The 21,195-nt window shown below is 65.9% G+C and carries 22 protein-coding genes and 1 other RNA gene; 18 read left to right on the forward strand and 5 right to left on the reverse strand.

The annotated features are described in order from the left end of the window. Positions 1-84 precede the first annotated feature (84 nt). The gene (locus QPC17_RS02675; RefSeq protein WP_148132133.1) at positions 85-3,159 is read left to right on the forward strand and encodes a UrvD/REP family ATP-dependent DNA helicase; all 3,075 of its coding nucleotides are present in this window, start codon (positions 85-87) and stop codon (positions 3,157-3,159) included. Next, positions 3,156-6,569: an ATP-dependent helicase gene (locus QPC17_RS02680; protein ID WP_285347438.1), complete on the forward strand. Its 3,414-nt coding sequence runs from the start codon at positions 3,156-3,158 to the stop codon at positions 6,567-6,569. The genes QPC17_RS02675 and QPC17_RS02680 overlap by 4 nt, the downstream gene beginning before the upstream one ends. Here the strand turns inward: QPC17_RS02680 and QPC17_RS02685 are convergent. Then, entirely contained in the window at positions 6,566-7,573 is a 1,008-nt protein-coding gene (locus QPC17_RS02685) for a phosphotransferase (RefSeq protein WP_062613938.1), read from the reverse strand. The genes QPC17_RS02680 and QPC17_RS02685 overlap by 4 nt on opposite strands. A gap of 222 nt (positions 7,574-7,795) precedes the next feature. Between QPC17_RS02685 and QPC17_RS02690 the strand changes: the two genes are divergently transcribed. From QPC17_RS02690 to QPC17_RS02750, 13 genes are all read left to right on the forward strand, one after another. Further along, the gene (locus QPC17_RS02690; protein ID WP_070445021.1) at positions 7,796-8,995 is read left to right on the forward strand and encodes a TadA family conjugal transfer-associated ATPase; all 1,200 of its coding nucleotides are present in this window, start codon (positions 7,796-7,798) and stop codon (positions 8,993-8,995) included. Between the two features lie 8 nt (positions 8,996-9,003). Next, the gene (locus QPC17_RS02695) at positions 9,004-9,795 is read left to right on the forward strand and encodes a type II secretion system F family protein (RefSeq protein WP_285347439.1); all 792 of its coding nucleotides are present in this window, start codon (positions 9,004-9,006) and stop codon (positions 9,793-9,795) included. Then, on the forward strand, positions 9,788-10,645 hold the full coding sequence (locus QPC17_RS02700) for a type II secretion system F family protein (RefSeq protein WP_068538463.1): 858 nt from the start codon (positions 9,788-9,790) through the stop codon (positions 10,643-10,645). Before QPC17_RS02695 ends, QPC17_RS02700 begins: the two co-directional genes overlap by 8 nt. 26 nt (positions 10,646-10,671) lie before the next feature. Further along, positions 10,672-10,860: a hypothetical protein gene (locus QPC17_RS02705; RefSeq protein WP_062613941.1), complete on the forward strand. Its 189-nt coding sequence runs from the start codon at positions 10,672-10,674 to the stop codon at positions 10,858-10,860. Further along, entirely contained in the window at positions 10,832-11,200 is a 369-nt protein-coding gene (locus tag QPC17_RS02710) for a TadE/TadG family type IV pilus assembly protein (protein ID WP_068538462.1), read from the forward strand. The genes QPC17_RS02705 and QPC17_RS02710 overlap by 29 nt, the downstream gene beginning before the upstream one ends. Continuing rightward, complete coding sequence (locus tag QPC17_RS02715; protein WP_062613943.1) at positions 11,184-11,603, forward strand: hypothetical protein; 420 nt, start codon at positions 11,184-11,186, stop codon at positions 11,601-11,603. Before QPC17_RS02710 ends, QPC17_RS02715 begins: the two co-directional genes overlap by 17 nt. Continuing rightward, positions 11,600-12,028, forward strand: coding sequence for a hypothetical protein (locus QPC17_RS02720; protein ID WP_062613944.1), 429 nt, complete (start codon positions 11,600-11,602; stop codon positions 12,026-12,028). The genes QPC17_RS02715 and QPC17_RS02720 overlap by 4 nt, the downstream gene beginning before the upstream one ends. A 10-nt stretch (positions 12,029-12,038) precedes the next feature. Continuing rightward, positions 12,039-13,163, forward strand: a complete 1,125-nt coding sequence (gene prfB, locus QPC17_RS02725) for a peptide chain release factor 2 (RefSeq protein WP_062613945.1) — start codon at positions 12,039-12,041, stop codon at positions 13,161-13,163. A gap of 89 nt (positions 13,164-13,252) precedes the next feature. Beyond that, entirely contained in the window at positions 13,253-13,945 is a 693-nt protein-coding gene (gene ftsE / locus QPC17_RS02730) for a cell division ATP-binding protein FtsE (RefSeq protein ID WP_062613946.1), read from the forward strand. Further along, the gene (ftsX, locus tag QPC17_RS02735) at positions 13,942-14,850 is read left to right on the forward strand and encodes a permease-like cell division protein FtsX (protein WP_062613947.1); all 909 of its coding nucleotides are present in this window, start codon (positions 13,942-13,944) and stop codon (positions 14,848-14,850) included. The genes ftsE and ftsX overlap by 4 nt, the downstream gene beginning before the upstream one ends. A gap of 9 nt (positions 14,851-14,859) precedes the next feature. Further along, on the forward strand, positions 14,860-16,206 hold the full coding sequence (locus QPC17_RS02740) for a murein hydrolase activator EnvC family protein (RefSeq protein ID WP_285347440.1): 1,347 nt from the start codon (positions 14,860-14,862) through the stop codon (positions 16,204-16,206). Positions 16,207-16,267: 61 nt separating this feature from the next. Then, a complete protein-coding gene (smpB, locus tag QPC17_RS02745; RefSeq protein ID WP_062613949.1) occupies positions 16,268-16,801 on the forward strand; it encodes an SsrA-binding protein SmpB in 534 nt (177 codons plus the stop codon). 161 nt (positions 16,802-16,962) lie between these two features. Next, positions 16,963-17,724, forward strand: coding sequence for an HAD-IIA family hydrolase (locus tag QPC17_RS02750; protein WP_062613950.1), 762 nt, complete (start codon positions 16,963-16,965; stop codon positions 17,722-17,724). A 68-nt stretch (positions 17,725-17,792) separates the two neighbouring features. Here QPC17_RS02750 and QPC17_RS02755 read toward each other — a convergent pair whose 3' ends face one another. After that, positions 17,793-18,866 carry a S66 family peptidase gene (locus QPC17_RS02755; protein ID WP_285347441.1) on the reverse strand — a complete coding sequence of 358 codons (1,074 nt, stop codon included), beginning with the start codon at positions 18,864-18,866 and terminating at the stop codon, positions 17,793-17,795. A 142-nt stretch (positions 18,867-19,008) separates the two neighbouring features. Here QPC17_RS02755 and ssrA point away from each other — a divergent pair. Beyond that, positions 19,009-19,386: a transfer-messenger RNA gene (gene ssrA, locus QPC17_RS02760) on the forward strand. Between the two features lie 165 nt (positions 19,387-19,551). Here the strand turns inward: ssrA and QPC17_RS02765 are convergent. After that, positions 19,552-19,749, reverse strand: coding sequence for a hypothetical protein (locus QPC17_RS02765; protein ID WP_148132132.1), 198 nt, complete (start codon positions 19,747-19,749; stop codon positions 19,552-19,554). A gap of 216 nt (positions 19,750-19,965) precedes the next feature. Here QPC17_RS02765 and QPC17_RS02770 point away from each other — a divergent pair, with 216 nt between their 5' ends. Further along, positions 19,966-20,337, forward strand: a complete 372-nt coding sequence (locus QPC17_RS02770) for a DUF3592 domain-containing protein (protein WP_285347442.1) — start codon at positions 19,966-19,968, stop codon at positions 20,335-20,337. A gap of 158 nt (positions 20,338-20,495) precedes the next feature. On the opposite strand, the gene QPC17_RS02775 is transcribed toward QPC17_RS02770, so the two are convergent. Both QPC17_RS02775 and QPC17_RS09605 read right to left on the reverse strand, forming a co-directional pair. Then, on the reverse strand, positions 20,496-20,687 hold the full coding sequence (locus tag QPC17_RS02775) for a hypothetical protein (protein WP_251769438.1): 192 nt from the start codon (positions 20,685-20,687) through the stop codon (positions 20,496-20,498). Continuing rightward, complete coding sequence (locus QPC17_RS09605) at positions 20,632-20,958, reverse strand: NAD(P)H-dependent oxidoreductase (RefSeq protein ID WP_082661212.1); 327 nt, start codon at positions 20,956-20,958, stop codon at positions 20,632-20,634. Before QPC17_RS09605 ends, QPC17_RS02775 begins: the two co-directional genes overlap by 56 nt. On the opposite strand from QPC17_RS09605, the gene QPC17_RS02780 reads away from it, so the two are divergent. Next, positions 20,882-21,181, forward strand: a complete 300-nt coding sequence (locus QPC17_RS02780) for a MarR family winged helix-turn-helix transcriptional regulator (protein ID WP_062613953.1) — start codon at positions 20,882-20,884, stop codon at positions 21,179-21,181. The two genes, QPC17_RS09605 and QPC17_RS02780, sit on opposite strands and share 77 nt — an antisense overlap. The last annotated feature ends 14 nt before the right edge of the window (positions 21,182-21,195 follow it).

Consider the following 21,195-nt stretch of genomic DNA (forward strand, 5'->3'; position numbering starts at 1 on the left):
GCCGGGGTGGGCGGGAAGATTTCGTGCGGCGCAATTCGGCTGTGGCCGAAAAAATTGTCGGAGGTGGTCGTTAAGCTCGTGAGCATGAACAAGACATGGGATGAGAACCAGGCCGCGGTGCTGGAATTGCGGGCGCCGTGCACGGCGTCGGTGATCGGTGCGCCCGGCACGGGGAAGAGCGCGCTCGTGGTGGAGCTGGCGGCGCGGATCATGCGGGAGGATCCGGGGGCGCGCGTGGCGCTGCTTTCACCAGATCGGCGGGCGGCCTCCGATCTGCGCAACAGGATCTCGGTGGAGCTGGGCTACCTGCCGGGGACGCTGCAGGTGCAGTCGCTCACGGCGTTCGCGTTCGGGATCGTCTCCACGTACGCCCAGTTCATGGGGCGGCGCGAACCCGAACTGATCTCGGGCCCGGCGCAGGATTCGCTCATTAAGGAGCGCTTCGAGCTTGCCCTTGAGCTGGGGGAGGCCGGGATAGACGAGGAGGTGGCGCAGCTGCCGGCCTACCGCGCTGAGTTCCGTGATCTGCTCACGCGCGCCGCGGAGCTGGAGCTGTCACCTGCCGATCTGGTGGACCTCGCCCGGCGTTATGATGAGCCGATTTGGGAGGCCGGTGCCACGGTGATCAAGGATTATGACCTGGCACTCGCCACCCAGTCCGCGCTGGGGCACGCCAACCCTGACCTGGTGGACCACGCGCGGGTCATCACCCAGGCCGCCGCGATGCTGCGCGGCTGGGAGGCGGCAACCCCCAGAGGGCAAGGCGGCCTCGACATCGCCAAGCCGCGCTGGGACTGGGCGATTGTGGATGACGTGCAGAACGCCACCCTCGCCCTGCGGACGCTCCTCCTTGCTCTGCAGGAGGACGGTACGTCGGTGGTGACGTTCGGCGATCCGGACGTGGCCGTCCAGGGTTTCCGCGGGGGCATTGCCCACCTCCCGGCGCTGCTGTGCAAGCCGGCGGCGGGCGGGGGAATCGGCGCGTCGCAGATGGTCCTCGGCACCGGCTATCGGTGCGATGGTCAGGTTCGCGTTCTCCTGGATAAGGTGATCAGCGGCATCCACACGGCGGGAGTGAGTGGCCATCGCCGGCACGCCAATGCGGCGGAGGATGGGTCCACCGTCCGGGCCCTCACCTTCCCTCACGGCGATGAGGAGCTTGCCTTCGTGGCCACGGAGCTTCGCCGGCGCCACCTTGAGGAGCAGGTGCCGTACGCGAATATGGCGGTGATCAGCAGGTCGACGTCGTCGCACGGCAGCATCCGCCGCACGCTCCTCTACTACGGTGTGCCGGTTCAGACCATCGTCAATGATCAGCCGCTGCGGGAACAGCGGGCAGTGGCATCGATCATCGAGCTACTGGAGATTGCGCTCTCTGATGGCCCGGTGGAGGGCGAACGGATCGAGGCGATGCTCACCGGCCTGCTCTTCGGCATCGATCCGCTGCGCCTGCGAGCCCTCATGAGGGAGATGCGCGGCTGGGAGCTGGCGGCCAAAGGGCGGCGCACGAAAGCCGAGCTTTGGCAGGACATCGTGGCGGGCGGAGAGGTGTCAGCCAAGATCCCGGAGTTCGCACGCGTTACGGAGGTACTGTCCTCCATCCGGCAGGCCGCAGCCGCCGGTGGCCTTGGAGAAGAGGTGCTCTGGGCGGCGTGGGACGGGGTCGGTGTCGCCGAATCCTGGCGCGAGCAGGCGAGGGCGGGAGGCCCAGCGGGCGACATCGCTGATCAGGATCTTGACTCGGTCATCTCCCTGTTCCGCATCGCCCAGCGCCAGGCGGATCGGGACGTCACAAACGCCACTATCCACGCGCTCCTTGAGCTGCTCGAGAACCAGGACCTGCCCGAAGACTCGATCGCGCGCATGGGCGGGGGTGCTGACGAGGTCGCGCTCGTGTCGCCGTCGGCCACGGTGGGACGCGAATGGGATGTCGTGGCGATCGTGGGCGTCAATGACGGCGCGTGGCCCAACACGCGCCTGCGCAACCCGCTGACAAAGGTGCCCAAGCTGGTCAACATCGTGGTCGGCTCCGCGATGGCAGGGCAGGACATCGAGCCGAGCCAGCTGGTCAGCGAGGTGATTGATGATGAGCTGCGCATGCTCGCCCAGGCGGTCAGTCGCGCGCGGCGCGAGGTGCTGATCACCGCCCAGGAAAACGACGAGGCGCGGCCATCCCGGTTCTTGACCTGGCTGTTTCCGGAGCTTGAGCGCGGGAAGGCAAGCCCGGCAACGCTCGATGAGGCGGGCCTCGTGGGCAAGTTGCGCCAGGCCTTGCGGAGCGGGGATGGGCATCTTGAACGGGAAGCCGCCGTTCTACTCGAGGAGCTCGCGGCGGCGGGCGTGCGCGGTGCCGACCGGTCGACATGGGTCGATGAGCTGGCACTCTCCACTGAGGAGCCGGTGATCGCGGGGGATTCGGCGCTGTCGCCGTCACGCGTGGAGGGCCTATTGAAATGCCCGCTGTCGGCCTTCCTCGATCGTTCGAATGCCACGTCGGAGGAGTCGGGAATCTCTGCCGAGATCGGGACTCTCATTCATGGGCTCGCCGAGGATTTCCCAGCCGGGCCGCGCGAGGCGATCGAACAGGCGTGTGCGGAGAGGATCTCCGCGATCGAGTTTCCGGACGGGCTCGAGGGGGTTCTGCTCCGCGACCGCGTGAACGCCATGGCGCGTAACCTTGGCGATTATCTCGAAAACAGCGCACCGTACGTCCTCCTGGAGCAGGAGGCGTGCGCCAGCCTCGACGGAAAAGACCACACGATCAATGTCAGCGCGCGCATCGATCGACTCGAGGCTGTCGGCTTTGGGGTGGGGGTGGTTGATTTCAAGACTGGCAAGCAGCCGATCACTGTGAAAGAGACCGGCAGCAACCCGCAGTTGCTGCTCTACCAGTGGCTCCTGAACGCCCACGGCATCAAGGGCTACGCCACGTCTGAGGGGGCGCGGCTCGTCTATGTAGGGACAGGCGAGGGCAAAGTAGTGGTACGCGAGCAGGGTCCGCTTGAGGCCGAGGACCTTGACCAGGTAGCCGAGATGATTCGGCAAGCGGACCTCGCCCAACGCGGCCCCGACTATGCCGCTCTACCCGGCTCACATTGCCGGAACTGCCGTTACGTTTCCTCGTGTCCGGCCATGGGGCCAGGAAGGATTTTCTCATGATCCCTTACGAAGACTTCGCCAAGACGCTCGCGTTTGCCCCCACCGCCGAGCAGGAGGCCGTGATCCGGAGCGAGGACCGCGCCATCGCCGTCATCGCGGGGGCCGGATCGGGCAAGACAGCCACGATGTCGCAGCGGATCGCCTGGCACGTGGTCAACGGGAACGTGCGCCCGGACGAGGTGCTGGGGCTCACCTTTACCACGAAGGCGGCAGGTGAGCTCGCCGAACGAGTCGAGAGCCAGTTGCGCGAGGCGGCGGCGAAGGGGCTCCTGCCCGGCCTCGTTGAACCTCAGGAAGAATCTGGTGAGGACGATCGGTCGGACGCGATTCATCGCGCCCTGGCGCGGCCGACCATCGCCACATATAACTCCTTCGCCTCTGAGATCGCCTCGGCGTATTCCATGCTCATCGGGGAGGACCCGCGCGCCCGGCTCATCACGGACGCGGAGCGCTTCCAGATCATGGGACGTATCGTCAACGGCATCGACATAGTCGACCCACGATACGCGGTCCTTCGGGCATCGGCGGTCTCGACCATCATTAGTCGCGCTCTGCACCTCGTCGATGAGATGGTGGGCAACGAAGTCGATGCAGGCGAGTTCCGCGCCTACCTCGAGCGCGAGCTGAGCGCTGTCTACCAGCTCCACGGCGTCACCGGCAAGCGCGGGACGGGCACGGAGGCCTCGCGCGCCGAACAGAGCAAGCTCACGGGGATGATCGCCGGGATGAACTATCGCGTGGCTCTCAGCTACCTCGTCGAGGAGTACGTGGCGTATAAGAGGGACAACTCCCTCATCGAGTTTGCCGATCAAATCGTTCGCGCCCGCAAGATCCTGTCCTCCGTCCCCGAGGTCCGCCAGGAGCTCAGCAAGCGCTACAAGCTCGTCTTGCTTGACGAATATCAGGACACGTCTGCGAGCCAGGCGGAGTTCATCGAGGCGGCGTTCACGGACTCGTGGTCGGTGTGTGCTGTGGGAGACCCGAATCAGGCCATCTACTCCTGGCGCGGCGCGTCCTCGGCAGCGCTGTCCGACTTCATGGACAGGTTCGGTGTGGCACGGAACCTCACCCTGTCCACGGCCTTCCGCAACGGGCGCAGGATCCTCGACGTGGCCAACGCCCTGACCGAGGGCAAGCTCAGCTACGCGAAGCTCACTGTCAAAACACTCCAGCCGCATGCAAAATCGCAAGATGGCCGGGTGGTCCACGTGCATCGCGCCTTCCGCTATGACTCTTACAGGGATATGGCCGACTACTTCAAGGAGGCCTTCGACCAGGCTCAAGCCGAGGCGGCAAGGGCGATCGGGGAAGGCCGAGATCCTGGACGGGCTCCCACCGCGGCGATCCTGTGCCGGGCCCGGTCCTACATGGATCACGCGATCGCGGCGCTGGAAGAAGCCGGCGTGCCCTATGAGATGGTGGGCGGCCAGATGCTGATCGAAAGGCAGGAGATCCGCCTCGTGCGGTGCGTTCTGGGCCTGAGCGTGAACCCGGCGCGCAACGATCTCCTCGTCCCACTTCTGACCTACTTCGCGATCGGTGCGAGGGACATCGCGGCGCTTTCGGCGCTCGCGGGCCGCCTTGCCCGAACCACTCGCCAAGAGTTGAGCGAGCAGGTGGGTGACGGGCTTGACGTCCCGACCAACCTGGTGGAGGCTTTGGCGGCGTTACCGGATGGCCCAGTGGCCGGAATGAGCGAGGAGGGCTACCGCCGCCTCGTTCACCTTGCTCGCCTGCTCGAGCGGGCGCGGAACAGCAGGCACTTGGCCATCCCGGAGGCGATTTCCGCCGCAATCGACCTGCTCGATCTGCGCGCCCATGCCAAGGCCCGCAGGACGGGCGGTGCCCCGGTGACCGCCGCATTCGCCAGCTTCATTGGCTTGGGTGCGGATTACGCGAAGAGCATTCCCGGTTCGCGTCTGGAGAGCTTCGTCGAGTGGGTGGACATGGTCGAGGCCCACGAGCGCTTGGGCGAGGACGAATCGGGTGGGGACGTCCCCGTTTTCGGCGAATGGGAGATCGAGCCAGAGTCGGGCGTCGTCCAACTGCTCACCGTCCACGCCGCAAAGGGGCTCGAGTGGGACCTCGTTGGCATTCCGGACATGAAGGTGGATGGCTTCGACGAAAAGACGAGCGAAAAGCTCTGGCAAGAATCGCGCGACGGGTTGCCCTACGCCCTGCGCCAGGATCGCGAACACCTGCCCGATCTGTCCATCGCTGACATCGTGGGCAAGAGCGGCGTGGTCACGCCGCTGAACAAGGTGGGCCTCCTTGAGGAGGTCCACGCCTACCGCCAAACGGCCTTTACCCAACACCATGTGGCTGAGAGCCGCCGTCTCGCCTACGTGGCAGTCACCCGCCCACGCAGCCTGCTCATCCTGTCCTCGTATGATCTCACCGGCCCGGAGCAGGCGGAGGCGGCCCTGAAGAAGCTCGCACGGAGTGTTGGCCATGAGGACGCGGCCGAGGCGCAGATGCCCCAAAACACGTTCATCACGGATGTCGAGCCGTTCACCGAGGCAGATCCGGACAACGATCCGGTGCTGACTGGGGTTGATCTCGAATTCATTGCGTTGGCAGCGACCCAGATAAGCGTGGTTCCGGACGCCAAGGTGTGGCCGGCGGACGTCGATCGTCGCCTCGAACGTGGGCCCGTTCCCGTCGTCACTGCCGATCGCGCCGTGGTCGAGCAGTGGAGGAGGGAAGCGGAGGTGATCATGGCGGAGCGGGAGGCGCCACCGCAAGCTCGGGGGCTCGCGCGCGACTACCTCACGGCGTCCGACGTCGTGGCGCTCGCCCAGGACCAGGACGCCTTCCTGGACGAGCAGTACCGACCGATCCCACGCCGCCCCTCACGCGCAGCACGCACCGGCGTGCTCGTCCACGCGGCCATCGCCCACTCTTTCGACGCCGCCTCTACGATGGACATCGACGCCGTGGCCGACCCGGACGAGATGCCGATCGATGTCGTGCCCCTGGACGATGAGCGGATCGCCGAGCTGATCGCGCGCTTCGGGGGCTCGCGCTACGCCTCGTGTCCGGCGCTCGCGATCGAGGAGGGGATCGACGTGCGGGTGGGGGACTACCCGGTGCGCTGCGTGATAGACGCGGTGCTTGACACCTCGGGCGTGCCCGGCCTGCCCCCGGTCACGATCGTCGATTGGAAGACGGGCCGCAGGCCCAGCGCCCAGCAGGTCGCCTCCCGCCAGTTCCAGCTCGGGCTCTACCGCCTGGCGTGGTCGCGCGCCACGGGAACCGCGATGGAGGATATCGCGGCGTGCTTCTACTACCTCGGCGATGATGACCCGGAGCGGCGTGAGCTTCACGCCGGCAACATGAGCGAGGAGCAGATCGCGGACTACCTCCGCACCCACCTGCCCCCGGCAGAACGGTCGGAGAGGAGGGGCTAGTCAAAGGAGCTGGTAGTGAAGCCGGCGCCGTCGGCCGCCTCTGCCTCCACCTCGGTGGCGCGACTGACGGCCCAGGTGGGCCCGGTGGCCAGCTCGGGGTCGGCCTCTACCTCGGCGGCGAGCTCGTCCATCATGGTGCGGGCCTCGTCTACGATCTGGTGCTGGCCGCTGCGCGAGCCGAAGAGCATCCAGCGTGCGAGTGCCAGCTCGGACAGGAGCACGGCGCGGTTGAAGAAGTGCTCGTCGACGGGCTGGCCGATCGCGTTCTCGTAGGAGGTGAGCACCGCCTCGAACAGCTCCTCGTCCAGGCCCGAGACGAGGGTGGAGAAGTCGAGCGCCGGGTCGCCCACGTGTGCCGAGCCAAATCCGAGCACGCAGGAGATTGAGCAGTCGGACCACATGAACTGGTCCGGGCCCACGTCCCCGTGCACTACCCGCGGCTCGAAGTCCCACAGGTCGGTGGCTTCGAGCGCGTTTTCCCACCGGCGGCGAAGCACGGGCGGGAGGGGCGAGGCGGCGTCGGCGTCGTGAAGGTCGGACAGGAGACGGCGCCGCGTGGTCTGCGCGTCGTAGGAGGGCAGGCCCGCCGATTCGACTGTCTCGCGGGGGAGGAGGTGGATGGCGGCGAGCGCGCGGCCGAGTTCGTGGGCGGCGTCGGTATCGAGCTCGTCGAAGTCGCGCTCGCGGCCCATGGGTGCGACGTAGACGACGGCGTGCCCGTCCTTGACCTGGGCGAAGCCCGCGGGGCGGACAACGTCGAAGGGGAGAAGACCCTGGCGGAGCGCCTCGAGCAGGGCGGGAGCGATGGCGGCCTCCGCCTCAATCATGGCGCCTGCCATGGGGTGGAGGGGGTGCTTGACGATCCAGCGCCGGCCGCGCGAGTCGATGACGCCGCCGAATTGGAAGTCGGAGGTGCGCGTGTACGGGCCGCGCACGCCGACCGCGTCGAGGCCGTCGATAGCGGCCACGGCCAACGCTGCGAGCTTGAAGGGGGTCTTATTCACCCCTCCACGGTAACGATTTTTAGCGCAACGCGCGTGGCGTACACGCCCTGACGGAACTGTCTGGCCCCACAGGCGCCCGTATATCACAGTCGCGAAATCCCGTGCGCAAGTTATCCACAGCTGTGGGAAAGATATTCACGACGCGCGGCGGCATCGTAGCGTGGCGTTGTGAAGACAAAGTGGGGAGCCGGGAACGCATGGCTCGATGCGCGCGTGCGCGAGATGGTGCGCGCCTCGCGTATTGATCCGCAGCTCCAGCCGGCAGAGCTTGAGGCCCTGATTGATGACGCGCTCGCCGAATACGAGGAGCTGACGGTCGCGGGTGTGGTGGAACCGGTGGCCGACGTGGTGGAGGTGCGCCGCCAGCTGCGCGACGATATCGGTGGATTCGGCCCGCTCCAATCCCTCATTGATGACCCGACGATCGAGGAGATCTGGATCAACGAACCGGGCCGTGTCTTCTTTGCACGCGACGGGGTGAGCCAGCTGTCCACGATCTTGCTCGAGGAGCGCCAGGTCAAGGACCTCGTAGAGAGGATGCTGCGCGCCTCGGGGCGCCGGCTCGACTTGTCCCAACCGTTCGTCGACGCCGCCCTCCACACCGGCGAGCGCCTCCACGTGGCGATTCCAGACATCACGCGCAAGCACTGGGCGGTCAACATCCGCAAGTACATCGTGCGCCCGCGCAGGTTGCGCGACCTGGCAGAGCTTGGGACGCTGACGGTTCAGGCGGCGGAGTTCCTGGATGCGGCGATTGACTGCGGGATGAACGTCATCGTCTCGGGAGCAACGCAGGCGGGCAAGACCACGTTCCTGCGCGCCCTGCTCGGCGCTATCCCTGCCCACCAGCGCGTCATCACGGCGGAGGAGGTCTTCGAGCTCAACCTCGCCCACCGCGACGTGGTGGCCCTACAGACCCGCCCGGCTAACATCGAAGACCGGGGCGAGATCACGCTGCGGCGGCTCGTACGCGAATCCTTGCGCATGAGGCCCGACCGGATCGTTATTGGCGAGGTGCGCCAGGCTGAGGCCTTCGACATGCTCATCGCCCTCAACTCCGGCATCCCCGGCGCCTGCACAATCCACGCCAACTCGGCGCGCGACGCCGTGGCCAAACTTAGCGTCCTGCCCCTGCTGGCGGGTGAAAACGTCACGTCGGACTTCGTCATCCCCACGGTTGCCCACACGATCGACCTCCTCGTCCACCTGCACCGCGACCGGGATGGCAAGCGCCGCGTGCGCGAGATCGTGGGCCTGACCGGGCGCACGGAAGGCAGCGTGATCGAGACGAGCGACCTGTTCGTGGACCGCGGCCTCGGGCTCGAACGCGGCGCGGGATACGTGGCCCGCCCGGAGATCTTCGACGAGCACGGCTACGACCTGCGCCAGCTGCTAGGAGGTGGACGATGGGCTTCGTTATAGGAATGGTCATGGGCCTTGGTGTCTTCCTCGCCGCCAGCGCTTTCCGCCAGCCGCGCCCCCTCACCGTGCCGGCGGGCCTGTGGCCGGCGCTGTGGCCCGCGCTCGCGGCCGGAGTGGGGAGCTTCCTGCTCGCCTCGGCGGTCTCGAGCTCGCTCGTCGTCTCGATTCCGATCGCGGTGATGTGTGCGGCCGTGCCCGGCGTGTGGCGGGGAGCGCGCGAGCGCCGGCGTCGTGAAGAGCTTCGGGAGGTCTGGCCAGAGGTGATCGACGACATCGTGGCGAGCGTGCGCGTGGGCCTGCCCGTGGGTGAATCGCTCGCGATGCTGGCCGTGCGCGGGCCGGAGATCATGCGCCCTCCGTTTACCCAATTTGCCCAGCACCTGCGCGCGGACGGTCGCCTCGACCCGGCCCTCGACGAGCTGAAGGAGGTGCTGGCGGACCCGATGACGGACCGGATCCTCGAGTCGCTGCGCCTCGCACACGATCTTGGCGGGCGCGACCTGTCCGCCGCCCTGGCCAGCCTGGCCTCGCTCGTGCGCGAGGAGAACCGCGCCCGTGGAGAGCTTCTAGCCCGCCAGTCGTGGACGGTCAACGGGGCGCGGCTGGCCGCCGTTGCGCCCTGGATCATGCTTCTTCTCTTTTCCACCCGCCCCGGCGCGATCGACGCGTTCACCACGCCCGTGGGCGTTTTCATCCTCGTGGCCGGCTTCGTGGCCACCGTGCTTGCCTACTGGCTCATGCTCAGGCTCGGCCGCCTGCCCGAGGAGGAACGGATCTTCGCGGGGGTGAGCCATGCTTAGCGCGTTCGCGGGTTCGGCCCTGGTGGCCGGCGTCCTCCTCGTGGGAATCGCGGTCTTGTACCGCCCCACCCAGCTGGCCGACCGGGTCCTTCCCTACGTCGCCACCCGCACCCGGCGCCCCTCCCGGCGCCGCGCCGCCATCGTTGCGAGCTTCCTCGACGCCGTCGGGTCAACCACCTCCTCGGTCGAGCGCCGCGTCAACATGCTCGGCGCTATGACCGTGGGGGACTTCCGGGTGCGTCAGTTCCAGTGGGCATCGGTAGGTTTCGCAGCCGGGTGCCTGCTCGCTTTCGCGCTCGTGGTCCGCGGCGTCCCGCTGGCCGCCGCGATCGTCGGAGTCGCCTGCTTCACGGCCGCCGGCGTGCTCGGGGCGGACTGGGCGCTGAGCCGCCAGGTCGACCAGCGCAGCCGCGCCTACACCGCCCAGCTGCCCGACGTGGTGGAGATCCTCGCGCTCGCAGTTGCCTCGGGCGAATCCATCCGGGTGGCGATCGAGCGCGTGTGTCTCATTGGCACGGGCGAGATGGTCGATGAGCTGCGGCGCACGATGAGTGAGGTCCACGCCGGCCAGTCCCTGCCGGCGGCGCTGACCGACATGGGCAACAGGTCCGCCAACCGCAACGTTGCCCGGTTCGCGGAGGCGATCGTCTCCTCCCTCGAGCAGGGCAGCGGCCTGGCTGGCTCCCTCCACTCCCAGGCGCGCGACGCCCGCGACGCCGCCCGGCGCGAGCTGCTCGAGGCCGGAGGCAAGGCCGAGATCGCGATGATGATCCCGGTGGTGTTCATCATCATGCCACTCACGGTGGTCTTCACCGTCTTCCCTGCCCTCTACGCCCTGAGTTTCACCTAAGTCCGCAACAACATAAGGAGCGCCCTATGAAGATTCGACACTTTGTTCGCCAGGCAGTGTGGCCCAGCGACCGCCGCGAGGAGGCGGGTGACGTGCCTGGCTGGGTGATGATCACCCTCATGACGGCAGCCCTCGTGGTCCTCATCTGGGCGGTGGCCGGCCCGGCGCTGACCGACCTGTTTAACAATGCGATCGAGCGCGTCCTCAACATCTGAGGCGGGCAACGCCACGGTCGGCTTCGTGGCCTCCGTGGGGCTGCTCCTCATGGTGGTCTACACCATCATCGCAGCGGGCCTTGGCTGGTACGTCCACGCCATCGCCACCGACGCGGCGATGGAAGGTGCACGCGTGGGGGCCGCGGCGAACTCGACCGAGGTGGCCGAAGCCCGCACCCGCGACCTCATCACCGGAGCGCTCAGTCCCGCCTACGCCGGCGGCATCGCCGCCACCGCGATGCCGGACGGGATCGAGGTGGTGGTGACGGCGCCGGTGCCCGGGGCCGGCTTCCTGGGAGAGCACGTGATCGAGGTGAGGGCCCATGTGGCGCGCGAATAAGCCCCGCGGCGAGGACGGCAACGCCATCGTCGAGTTCGTGGGCGTCATGGTGGTCATCGTGGTGCCCGCCCTCGCGCTTCTCACGGGCCTTGCCACGACGACGACCGTCCAGCTCGCCCTCGAGGATGCCGCCCGCCAGTCTGCGCGCGCCTACGTGCGGGCCGAATCGGTGTACTCGGGAGAGGCACGCGGGCGGGAAGCTGCGAGTAAGGCCTGGACGGACCGGGGGATGGACGAGCAACTCGACCTCAACTTCGCCTGCAGCGCGAGCCCGTGCCTCAGCCCCGGCGCCACCGTCACGGCCCGGGCCTCGGCCACGGTCACCGTGCCCATCGTCGGCGCGATCACGCTCACGGGCGAGCAGGCGATGGTGGTTGACCAGTACCGGGTGGTACGGCCATGACGTCCCGCAAACTCTGCCAGCCCCGCGAGCGCGCCGAAGACGGCAACCTCATCGTGCTCGGCCTGGGCGTGTGGGTGGTTGTCATCTCGCTCATCCTCATCCTGGCCTCGGTCATCCACGTCTACGGTGTGCGCCGCGACATGCTCAATGCCGCCGACTCCCTCGCCCTCGAGCTCGCCCAGGACATCTCGGATGCCACCTACTATTCGGGCCCCGCCCTCAGCCTCACGCCCGCCCCGCCGGCGTCCGGCGCGCTGACCGTGGACGGGCGCGAGGTGAGATTTCGAACGCGGGTGGCGGACGACGCCGTCGTTGTGGAGCTGACCGGGCGGGCGCGGATCCCGTTCATGCCGCAGTTTGCGAGCGCCGTGGACGAAGTCGAACTCACGGTCACCTCCACGGCTCGGCTGCGGCAAATGCCGTAGACTTGGCGCCGTGGCCATTGATTATCAGCAAGAACTCGACAGACTGCGCCGGACTTTTGACCAGATTGAGGCGGTCAGCGACGTGCCCGCGCTCAAGAACACGATCGCGGAGCTGACGGAGAAGTCCACGGCGCCCGACCTGTGGGACGATCCCGACGCCGCGCAGGCTGTTACTTCCAAACTCTCGCACGCCCAGTCGCGCCTGGAGCGCGTGGAGAAGATGGGGGAGCGGGTCGTGGACGCGGAGACCCTGTACGAGATGGCGGTGGAGGAATCCGAGTCGGACCTCGAATCGGGCAAGGAACTCTACGCTGAGCTTGAGGCCGAGATCGCGAAGATCTCCAAGGACCTGTCGGACATGGAGATCAAGACGTTGCTGAGCGGGGAGTATGACGATCGCGACGCGGTCATCACCATCCGCTCCGGTGCGGGCGGCGTGGACGCGGCGGACTTCGCCCAGATGCTGCAGCGCATGTACCTGCGCTGGGCCGAGCGTCACGGCTACAAGTCGAAGGTGATGGACACCTCGTATGCCGAAGAGGCGGGGATCAAGTCCACCACGTTCGAGGTCAACGCCCCCTACGCCTACGGCACGCTGTCGGTGGAGGCGGGAACGCACCGGCTGGTGCGCATTTCGCCGTTCGACAACCAGGGCAGGCGCCAGACCTCGTTCGCGGCGGTGGAGGTCATCCCGCTCATCGAGACCACCGATTCGATCGAGATCCCGGAATCGGAGCTCAGGGTGGACGTGTTCCGCTCCTCGGGCCCGGGCGGGCAGTCCGTGAACACCACGGATTCAGCCGTGCGCATGACCCACATTCCCACCGGTATCACGGTCTCGATGCAGGACGAAAAGTCGCAGATCCAAAACCGCGCCGCGGCCTTGCGCGTGCTCCAGTCCAAGCTGCTACAAAGGCGCCACGAGGAGGAGCAAGCGAAGAAGAAGGAGCTGGCGGGCGACGTCAAGGCCTCCTGGGGTGACCAAATGCGCTCCTACGTGCTGCACCCGTACCAGATGGTCAAAGACCTGCGCACGGGCCACGAGGTGGGCAACACAGACGCGGTGTTCGACGGCGACCTCGACGGCTTTATCGACGCCGGGATCCGCTGGCGCCAGGCGGGGGAGGCGGAGTAATCCTCGCCACGTCGGCGCGCCTTCCCGGGTCGCAAAAGCCCGGCTCCTAAGCTAGTGACGACCATGACTGCAAGGATTTGGCGCCATTTATGATCACATTTGAAAACGTCACGAAGGTTTATCAGCGAGGCGCGGCTCCCGCGCTCGACTCCGTTAGCCTCAACATCGACCGCGGCGAGTTCGTCTTCCTGGTCGGTGCCTCGGGCTCGGGAAAGTCGACGATGCTGGCTCTTATCCTGGCCGAGGAGCGCCCCACGGAGGGCAAAGTTCACGTGCTCGGCAAGGACCTGTCGGGAGTGTCCTCACGGCGGGTGCCGTTCCTGCGCCGCCAGATCGGCACGGTCTTCCAGGACTTTCGCCTGCTAAAGGATAAGAACGTGTTCGACAACGTGGCGCTCGCGATGCAGGTGATCGGCAAACCGCGCCACGCCATCCTTAAGGAGGTCCCGCAGGTTTTGGAGCTGGTGGGCCTGGATGGCAAGGAGAAGCGGCGCATGCACGAGTTGTCGGGTGGAGAGAAGCAGCGCGTGGCGATTGCGCGCGCGATGGTCAACCGCCCCGAGCTCCTGCTGGCCGACGAGCCGACCGGCAACCTTGACCACAAGACGGCGCTGGGCATCATGCGCCTCCTTGACCGCATTAACCGCCAGGGCACCACGGTGGTCATGGCCACCCACGATCAGGCGATCGTTAACCAGTTGCGCAAGCGCGTGATCGAGTTGGTTGACGGCGAGGTTGTGCGCGATCAGGATCGCGGCGTTTACGGGGGGAGCCAGGCATGAGGCTACGGTTTATCTTTTCTCAGGTTTTCAAGGGGCTGCGCGCGAACTTCGCCCTGTCGGCGTCGGTGACGCTTGTGACCTTCGTGTCCCTCCTCTTCGTCGGCTCGGCCGTGCTGCTGCAGGATCAGATCGAGTCCGCGAAGACCGCCTGGTATGACCGGGTGGAGGTCTCGGCCTTCCTGTGTGCTCCGGACCAGAACACGGCCCAGTGCGCGGGCGGCGAGGTCACGCAGGACCAGATCGACGCGATTAACGATTTCCTTCATTCGCCCGAGATGGCCGACTACGTGGACGAGGTCTACTTCGAGACGAAGGAAGAGGCCTACAAGAACTTCCGCGAGTACCTCAAGGACAGTGTGTGGGTGGACACGGTTGACCCTGAGCAGATGCAGGCGTCCTTCCGTGTCAAGCTCGTCGATCCGCAGGAGTACGACGTCGTCCGCGAGTCTCTCGAGGGGCGCCCCGGTGTCGACGCCGTCATCGACCAGCGCGAGCAGCTCGAGCCGCTGTTCAAGATGCTCAACCGTTTCACACTCATTGCCGGTTCGCTAGCGGGCGTCATGATCGTCACCGCGTTGCTTCTCATCCCGTCCACTATCCGCCTGTCGGCCATGTTCCGCCGCAACGAAACCGAGATTATGCGATTCGTTGGCGCCTCGAACAGTTTCATCCAGGCGCCCTTCGTGCTCGAGGGCATGCTGGCCTCGCTCGTGGGCTCGCTTGCCGCGGTGGCGGCGCTGTGGGCGGCAGTGGAGTACTTCATTCAGGATTGGTTCGCCGGCTCGTGGCTACGGATCATCACGGGCCACGATGTGCTACTCATCGCCCCGTGGCTCATCCTCGGCGCGATCGTGGTCTCCGGTTTCGCCTCGTTCTTGGCTCTGCGCCGCTACACTCGGGTCTAGGGAGGAAACATGCGTAAACTCGCCTCAGCTGTGGCCGCCGCCGCGCTGACCGCGTCAGCCCTGCTGGTCGTGCCCGCGTTCGGCGACGAGCGCAGCGACCTGGTGGACCAGCAGCAGGAGCAGAAGGCCGAAAAGGAGCGCCTGCAGTCCGAGCTGGAGGGCATCGACGTCAACCTTCAGGAGGCCTACCTCAAGCTGGAGGAGACCCGCGGGAAGATCCCGGCCGCGGAGGAGGCCGTGCAAACCGCCGAGGTCGAGCTCGCCGCCGCCGTGCGCGTGCTGGAAGCGAACTCCGCGCTACTGGATGCCGCCCAGGGGGAGCTTGCGCAGATCAAGGACCAGATCAAGGAAAACGAGGCGAACGCGGAGGCCACGCGCAAGTCGCTGGGGGAGCTGGCCCGCGCTACCTATCGTGGCGACACGATGCCCTCCACGATGGAGATGCTCGTCGGCTCTGCCACCGCCGAGGATTTCGCCAATGCGTACCGCGCGCAGTCAGCCGTGAGCCGCTCCCAGACGGCGTCGCTCGCGCAGTTCCAGCAGAAGGCCGCGCAGGAAAAGAATCGTGAGTCCCGCCAGAACGCGGTGGAGGACCAGATCGAGGAGCTGAAGGCCAAGTCCGAGGAGCTGGTTGATAGGCAGACCTCGAAGAAGGTCGAAGCTGATGCGCGCAAAGCCGAGCTCGTGGACCTGGAGTCGAGCCTGGTGGCTCAGTCGGCTGACTATGAGGAGAAGAAGTCCAACTACCAGGCCTCGCTCGCCACGCTCGAGACCCAGAGCGAGCAGACCGCCCAGCGCATCGCGCAGATCGACGCGGAGAATAAGCGTAAGCTTGAAGAAGAGCGCGCCAAGGCGCAGGCCCAGGCTCAGGGGAACGGTTCCTCGCAGCAGGCGCCGTCCGCCCCGAATAACTCCGGACAGGCTTCGGGTAGCTGGATCAAGCCACCGGTTCCCGCCCCCGTCTACGTCACCTCGCCGTTCGGCATGCGCGTCTACCCGTTCGGTGGCACGTGGATGCACAACGGCGTGGACCTGCGTTCCCGGTGTGGCGAGGCACAGACCGCGCCCGCCGACGGCGTCGTCTCGGCTGTCATCCCGGCCGCCGGTAACGGCACGCACGGCAACCAGATCTACATCAACCACGGCGTGGTGGGAGGCAACTCCTACGTGACGGTCACCAACCACCTCTCGGCGTTCAACGTCCGGGTGGGGCAGAGCGTGAACCAGGGCGACGTGATCGGGTGGACGGGTCAGACCGGCCTGGTCACCGCGTGCCACGTTCACTTCGAGGTGTGGAAGAACGGTACGGTTGTTGACCCGATGAACTTCGCATCCTTTACCCGCCGCTGGGCCTAATCTTGCGAACGCCCGTTTCTCGGCGTTAAGCTATATGGTCACGTCAAGGGAGGGATGAGCGATGCCAAAGGCCTGGAAGAAGGACAGCGGCAAGCTGACCCCTGCCCAAAAGGCGAAGGAGGCCGCGGACGCGAAGCAGGTGGTGGCGCGCAACAAGAAGGCCCACCACGACTATTTCATTGACAAGACCTACGAAGCCGGGCTTGTGCTCGCGGGCACGGAGGTCAAGGCGTTGCGCGCCGGGCGAGCCTCCCTCATGGAAGCGTGGATCGACTTCGATCGGCGCGGCGAGGCCTGGCTGGTCGGGGCAAATATCCCCGCGTGGTCGACGGGCGGTTGGACCAACCATGCGCCCACCCAGAAGCGCAAGCTCCTCCTGCACAAGGACGAGCTGCGTGCGCTCGCCGTTAAGGTCAAGGAAAAGGGCACCACGGTGGTGCCGCTCGAGCTGTACTTCATCCGTGGCCGCGCGAAGGTGGAGATCGGCCTCGCCCGCGGTAAGCAGGAGTGGGACAAGCGTGAGACGCTGCGCCGCAAGCAAGATCAGCGTGAGGCCGAGCGGGCCGTGTCGGAGGCGCGCAAGCGGGCGCGTTAGGCGTGAGCCCGGGAACGGCGTCGTGGGTGCCCGAGGAACTGGCGCTGATGGCGCACGCCCGCGAACGACGTCGTTGGGTCACCTTTCGGCAAGGCGTGGCACAAACGTGCAGGTTGGCTTTGCGGTAGTCGGCGGCCGGTGATCCATGATTGTCTTAGGGCATGAGTGCATGGCTGATTGATATGGACGGCGTCCTTGTTCATGAGGGGATCGCGCTGGACGGCGCGAAAGAGTTCCTGAACCGGCTCGAGGAGCGGGACATCCCGCACCTGATCTTGACGAACAATTCGATTTTCACCCCGCGTGACCTGTCGGCGCGGTTGGCGACGTCGGGCCTGCAGGTGCCCCCGGAACGGATCTGGACCTCGGCCCTGGCCACCGCGAAGTTCCTGGCGAATCAGACCGATAATCGGCGCGCGTTCGTGGTGGGCGAGGCGGGGCTGACCACGGCGCTGTACGAAGAGGGCTTCGTCATGACGTCGGTGGACCCGGAGTTCGTAGTGCTGGGGGAGACCCGCACGTACTCGTTCGAGATGATCACCACCGCGATCCGGCTCATCCAAAGGGGCGTGCGCTTCATCGCCACGAACCCCGACCCCACGGGCCCCTCCGCCGACGGCGACCTGCCCGCCACCGGCGCCGTTGCCGCGATGATCGAGAAGGCAACCGGGCGCAGCGCGTTCTTCGTGGGCAAACCGAACCCGATCATGCTGCGCAACGGCCTGAACAAGATCGGGGCGCACTCAGAGGAGACGTCGATCGTGGGCGACCGGATGGACACCGACATTCAGGCGGGCGTGGAGACGGGGCTGTGCACGCACCTTGTGCTCACCGGCTCCACCAAGCGGGAGGACATCATCAAGTTCCCCTATCGTCCCAACCACGTTCACGCGTCGATCAAGGATGTCATCGACTACATTTAGGGCGCGCCGAGCCGGGTGATGGGCACTGCTCCAGGCAGCGCCGGGGCGACGGCGGGCGCAGGCGCCGCCTAGCTTGCCCCGCCGACCCGGTAGCGCTCGGCGAGCGGGAAGTGGGCTGTGACCTGCTCGGCCGCCGGGTCGAGTGTGACCTTGCCGCCGTAGGGCACGATGAGCTGCGGGCGCGTGTGCCCGAACGGGACGTTGAGGCACACGAGCAGGTCCTTGCGGTAACGGCCCACCTGTGTCAGGAGATATTCGACGTAAGCGTCGTGGCGCGCCTCCAGCACGTCGGGGGTGGTGGGCGCGTCCCGGTCGTCGACCACGGGCCGGGCGAACATGAGGCCCGCCGCAGCCTCGAGGTAGCCGCGCTCGCCGAGTGCGCGGATCCAGTCGCCCACGATATCCGCGGGCGTCACCCGCTCGGAGTTTTCGAAGATGAGGATCGCGCCTTCGAGATCGTCCACCTCTGGCAGGCGGCCGGCGAGCCCGAGCTCGTCAATGACCTCCAGGCACCCGCCCCACGTGTGCCCGCGCACGGCGTCGTCGCTACCGATGAACTCGATCCGGCGGGCCGGGCCGCGCGGGGAATCCTCGATGAGGGCCTCGGGGCTGGACCAGTCGTAGCCGTGGTCCTGGGAATCGGTGGTGGTGGGCAGGACGGTGTCACCGCGGCCAAAAAGCGCGGCGCGCAGGGTGATGAGGTGCTCGGCGTCGACCAGCGTGCCTGGCCCGAAGTGCACCTGGGTGGCGCCGCCGTAATAGCCGCCCACGCCGTGCGACCATAGCCAGTTAAGGATGTTCGTGTTGTCCGAGTAGCCGAAGAACGGCTTGGGGTCGGCCTGGGCGAGCGCCGGGTCAAGGTGGCGGATGACGCGGATCTCGTCATTGCCGCCCACGGTGGTGAGGATCGCGCGGATGTCGGGGTCGGCGAACGCGGCATTGACGTCCGCGGCGCGCTCCTCCGGCGTCGCCCCCATTTTCCGCGTGGTGGGGTACTCCACGACGACGACGTCGAGCAGCCGCTCCACGCGCGCAACTGCCTGCGCGTGAATGTCCGGGAAGTAGGCCGGCGCCGCCCAGGCGGGGGAGAGCAGGGCGACCCTGTCGCCGGGTTCGATCGTGGTGGGCGTGGTAATCGTCATGGTGACAGTCTAGTGGTCCGGCTGGGTGCGGCGGGGTGTGAGCCGAGGTGGTTGAGCCGGGAGGGACAGGGGTAGACGCGGCGTCGGCGTCGTTGTAGAATGGGCGAACGCCTTCGGGCGTAGTTGGTTGACAACTGAATAAGGGGATGATCGGTTTCGACGGCGATGACTGCCGAAGGGAAGCGGGTAGAGGATGCAGAGTCATCTCTTTAACGACTCTCTGCAAACAATAACTGCCAACAAGCAGAAGTCCGACTTCGCCCTCGCTGCCTAAGCGCGAGCGCACTTAAGGAAGTCCGTCAGCCTCACGGTGCTTTCACGTGAGAATTCTGGCGTCGTTTTTGAAAGCCACTGGGTCGGCACTGGGTTACCGGGTGCTGGCCGACACTAGGTAACTATGCTCGTCAGCAACTTGTCTGCGTGAGTGCTGGAGCTGAAAACAACGCAAAGCAGACTGCACCCGGAGAAGTCTTGGGTTTTGCATCGTCGGACGGGAGTTCAATTCTCCCCATCTCCACATGGCACCCCGCCGGATCGTTGATCTGGCGGGGTTTTCGTTGCTGTGGTGCGGAAAAGTGCCCGTTTTGTTTTGTGGTCTTTTTGGTCTGGTATGGTGTTTTTTGGCCCCCTAGGGTGCAGATAGGGTTACTCTCTCCAACACAGCAAGGGTGCAGATGTGGCTAGATCAATCTTTGGTACAATCCAGAAAACCGCGTCGGGTCGATGGCGCGGACGGCTTTGCCAGCTCAATCCCGTCGACAGCGATCGCTTCGGGTTCTGCAGCGATGAGGTTCTGAATCTCTGCTTGTCGTGCAAGATAGGCTGCTGACTTTTGCGGCTCTTGCTGTTCTTGCTTTTTCTTACGTCGTCCGAAAAGGCCCATGTCTCTCCTGGTGGCTGAATTGAGTTGTCGTGTGTCAGGATCCGCATTCGCTACAGTTCACTTCCTTGTTCCGACCCGCTGTGGATCGCTTCGCGCGTTCTGTTGCGTTCAAGCTAAGCGGCGAAGGCGAACCTCGGGTGAATTCCTGTCGCAGGGCGCGATTATCTCCCATCGACTCCCGCGGCCTCCTCTAAAATGGCCAACGAAGGGGGTGCCTTGTTCTGGGTATTGATCGTATCGGCAGTCATTTTCGCTGCCTTCGGCCTGATCTTCGCCGGGCTCTTTCTACGTGCGCGCAGGTGGAAGCAGGTAGTCCTCCCGGTGATCCGCAACATCGAAGAGGTCTCTAGCGACGGTCAGAAGGTGTGGCGGCCTGTTTTCCGCATTGTCGACGACGACAAGGCACACGTCGCCAACGCGGATTTCCGACGACGGCCGAAGATCGAAGTCGGCGACGAGGTGGCGTTACGTTACAACCCGGCAAACCCGACGAAGGTCTCCGCGGCAAGCGTCGGCGGTTATGGTGTTGCTGCGCTGGTTTTCTTGATCGTCGCCGCGGTCGTAGGTATGCTGGCGTTCCTGATCTAGGTTGATTCGGTTGGTGATTTAGGCGCGCCACCCTGCCGAGGCGTCAACAACGTGCGGGCAAGCCCATCGAGGGCGATTTCCTAGAGTTCGTGGGCGGGCTTCTCCACCCGTGCGATGAACCTTCGGAGGTTGTCAGGGGTAGCGTTCTTGCCGTCCATTCAGCCGAAGGTGAGGCGCTGCGTGACCTTGATACCACAGTTGCCGAGGATGTGCCGCGCGATGCGGGAGATCGGGTTCGCCGGGTGGAGGCGCGCATACCAGGCGGGCGCGTGGCTGGTGGCGATCAGCGTTGTGCTACGCCCGGTGAGCAACCATTGTGAACGAGTTTCCCGAAAGATAGCGGTAGGCATTGCCTGGTGTCAGAACTCGATCGAACCAGCCTTTGAGCAGTGAGGGTTCGCCCGCCCACCAGACGGGAAATGCGAGTGCCGCTTGATCGCACCTTTGCAGGAGCTCCTGCCGCGTCTTAGTGCAGGCTTCTTCATGCATGCGTTGTCGGTAACCGAAACGAAGCGCCGGATCGAACTCTTCGGACGCCAGATCAATGACTTCGACCTCATGCCCTGCGCGGTGGGTTGCCTCCGCGCTCGACATCACCACCGGCGGGATCAGCAAGGTCATCGACAAGCTCGTCACGAAAGGTTACGTGGAGCGAGTGCCGGGTAGCGCCGACCGGCGCGTCAACGTCTTGTCAGTCACCGACCGGGGGCGCCGGGCTCACGATGAGGCGCGTCAGATCGTCGACGACGTCGTCCACCAGGTCCTCTCGTCCACATTCACTGCCGAGGAGCAGGAGAAGCTAGACACTGCGCTCACCCGGCTACTTGAAGTGTTACGGCAGTAGTATCCGAGCCTAAC

The organism is Trueperella bernardiae, assembly GCF_030246965.1.
In the GTDB taxonomy this organism is placed as follows: domain Bacteria; phylum Actinomycetota; class Actinomycetes; order Actinomycetales; family Actinomycetaceae; genus Trueperella; species Trueperella bernardiae.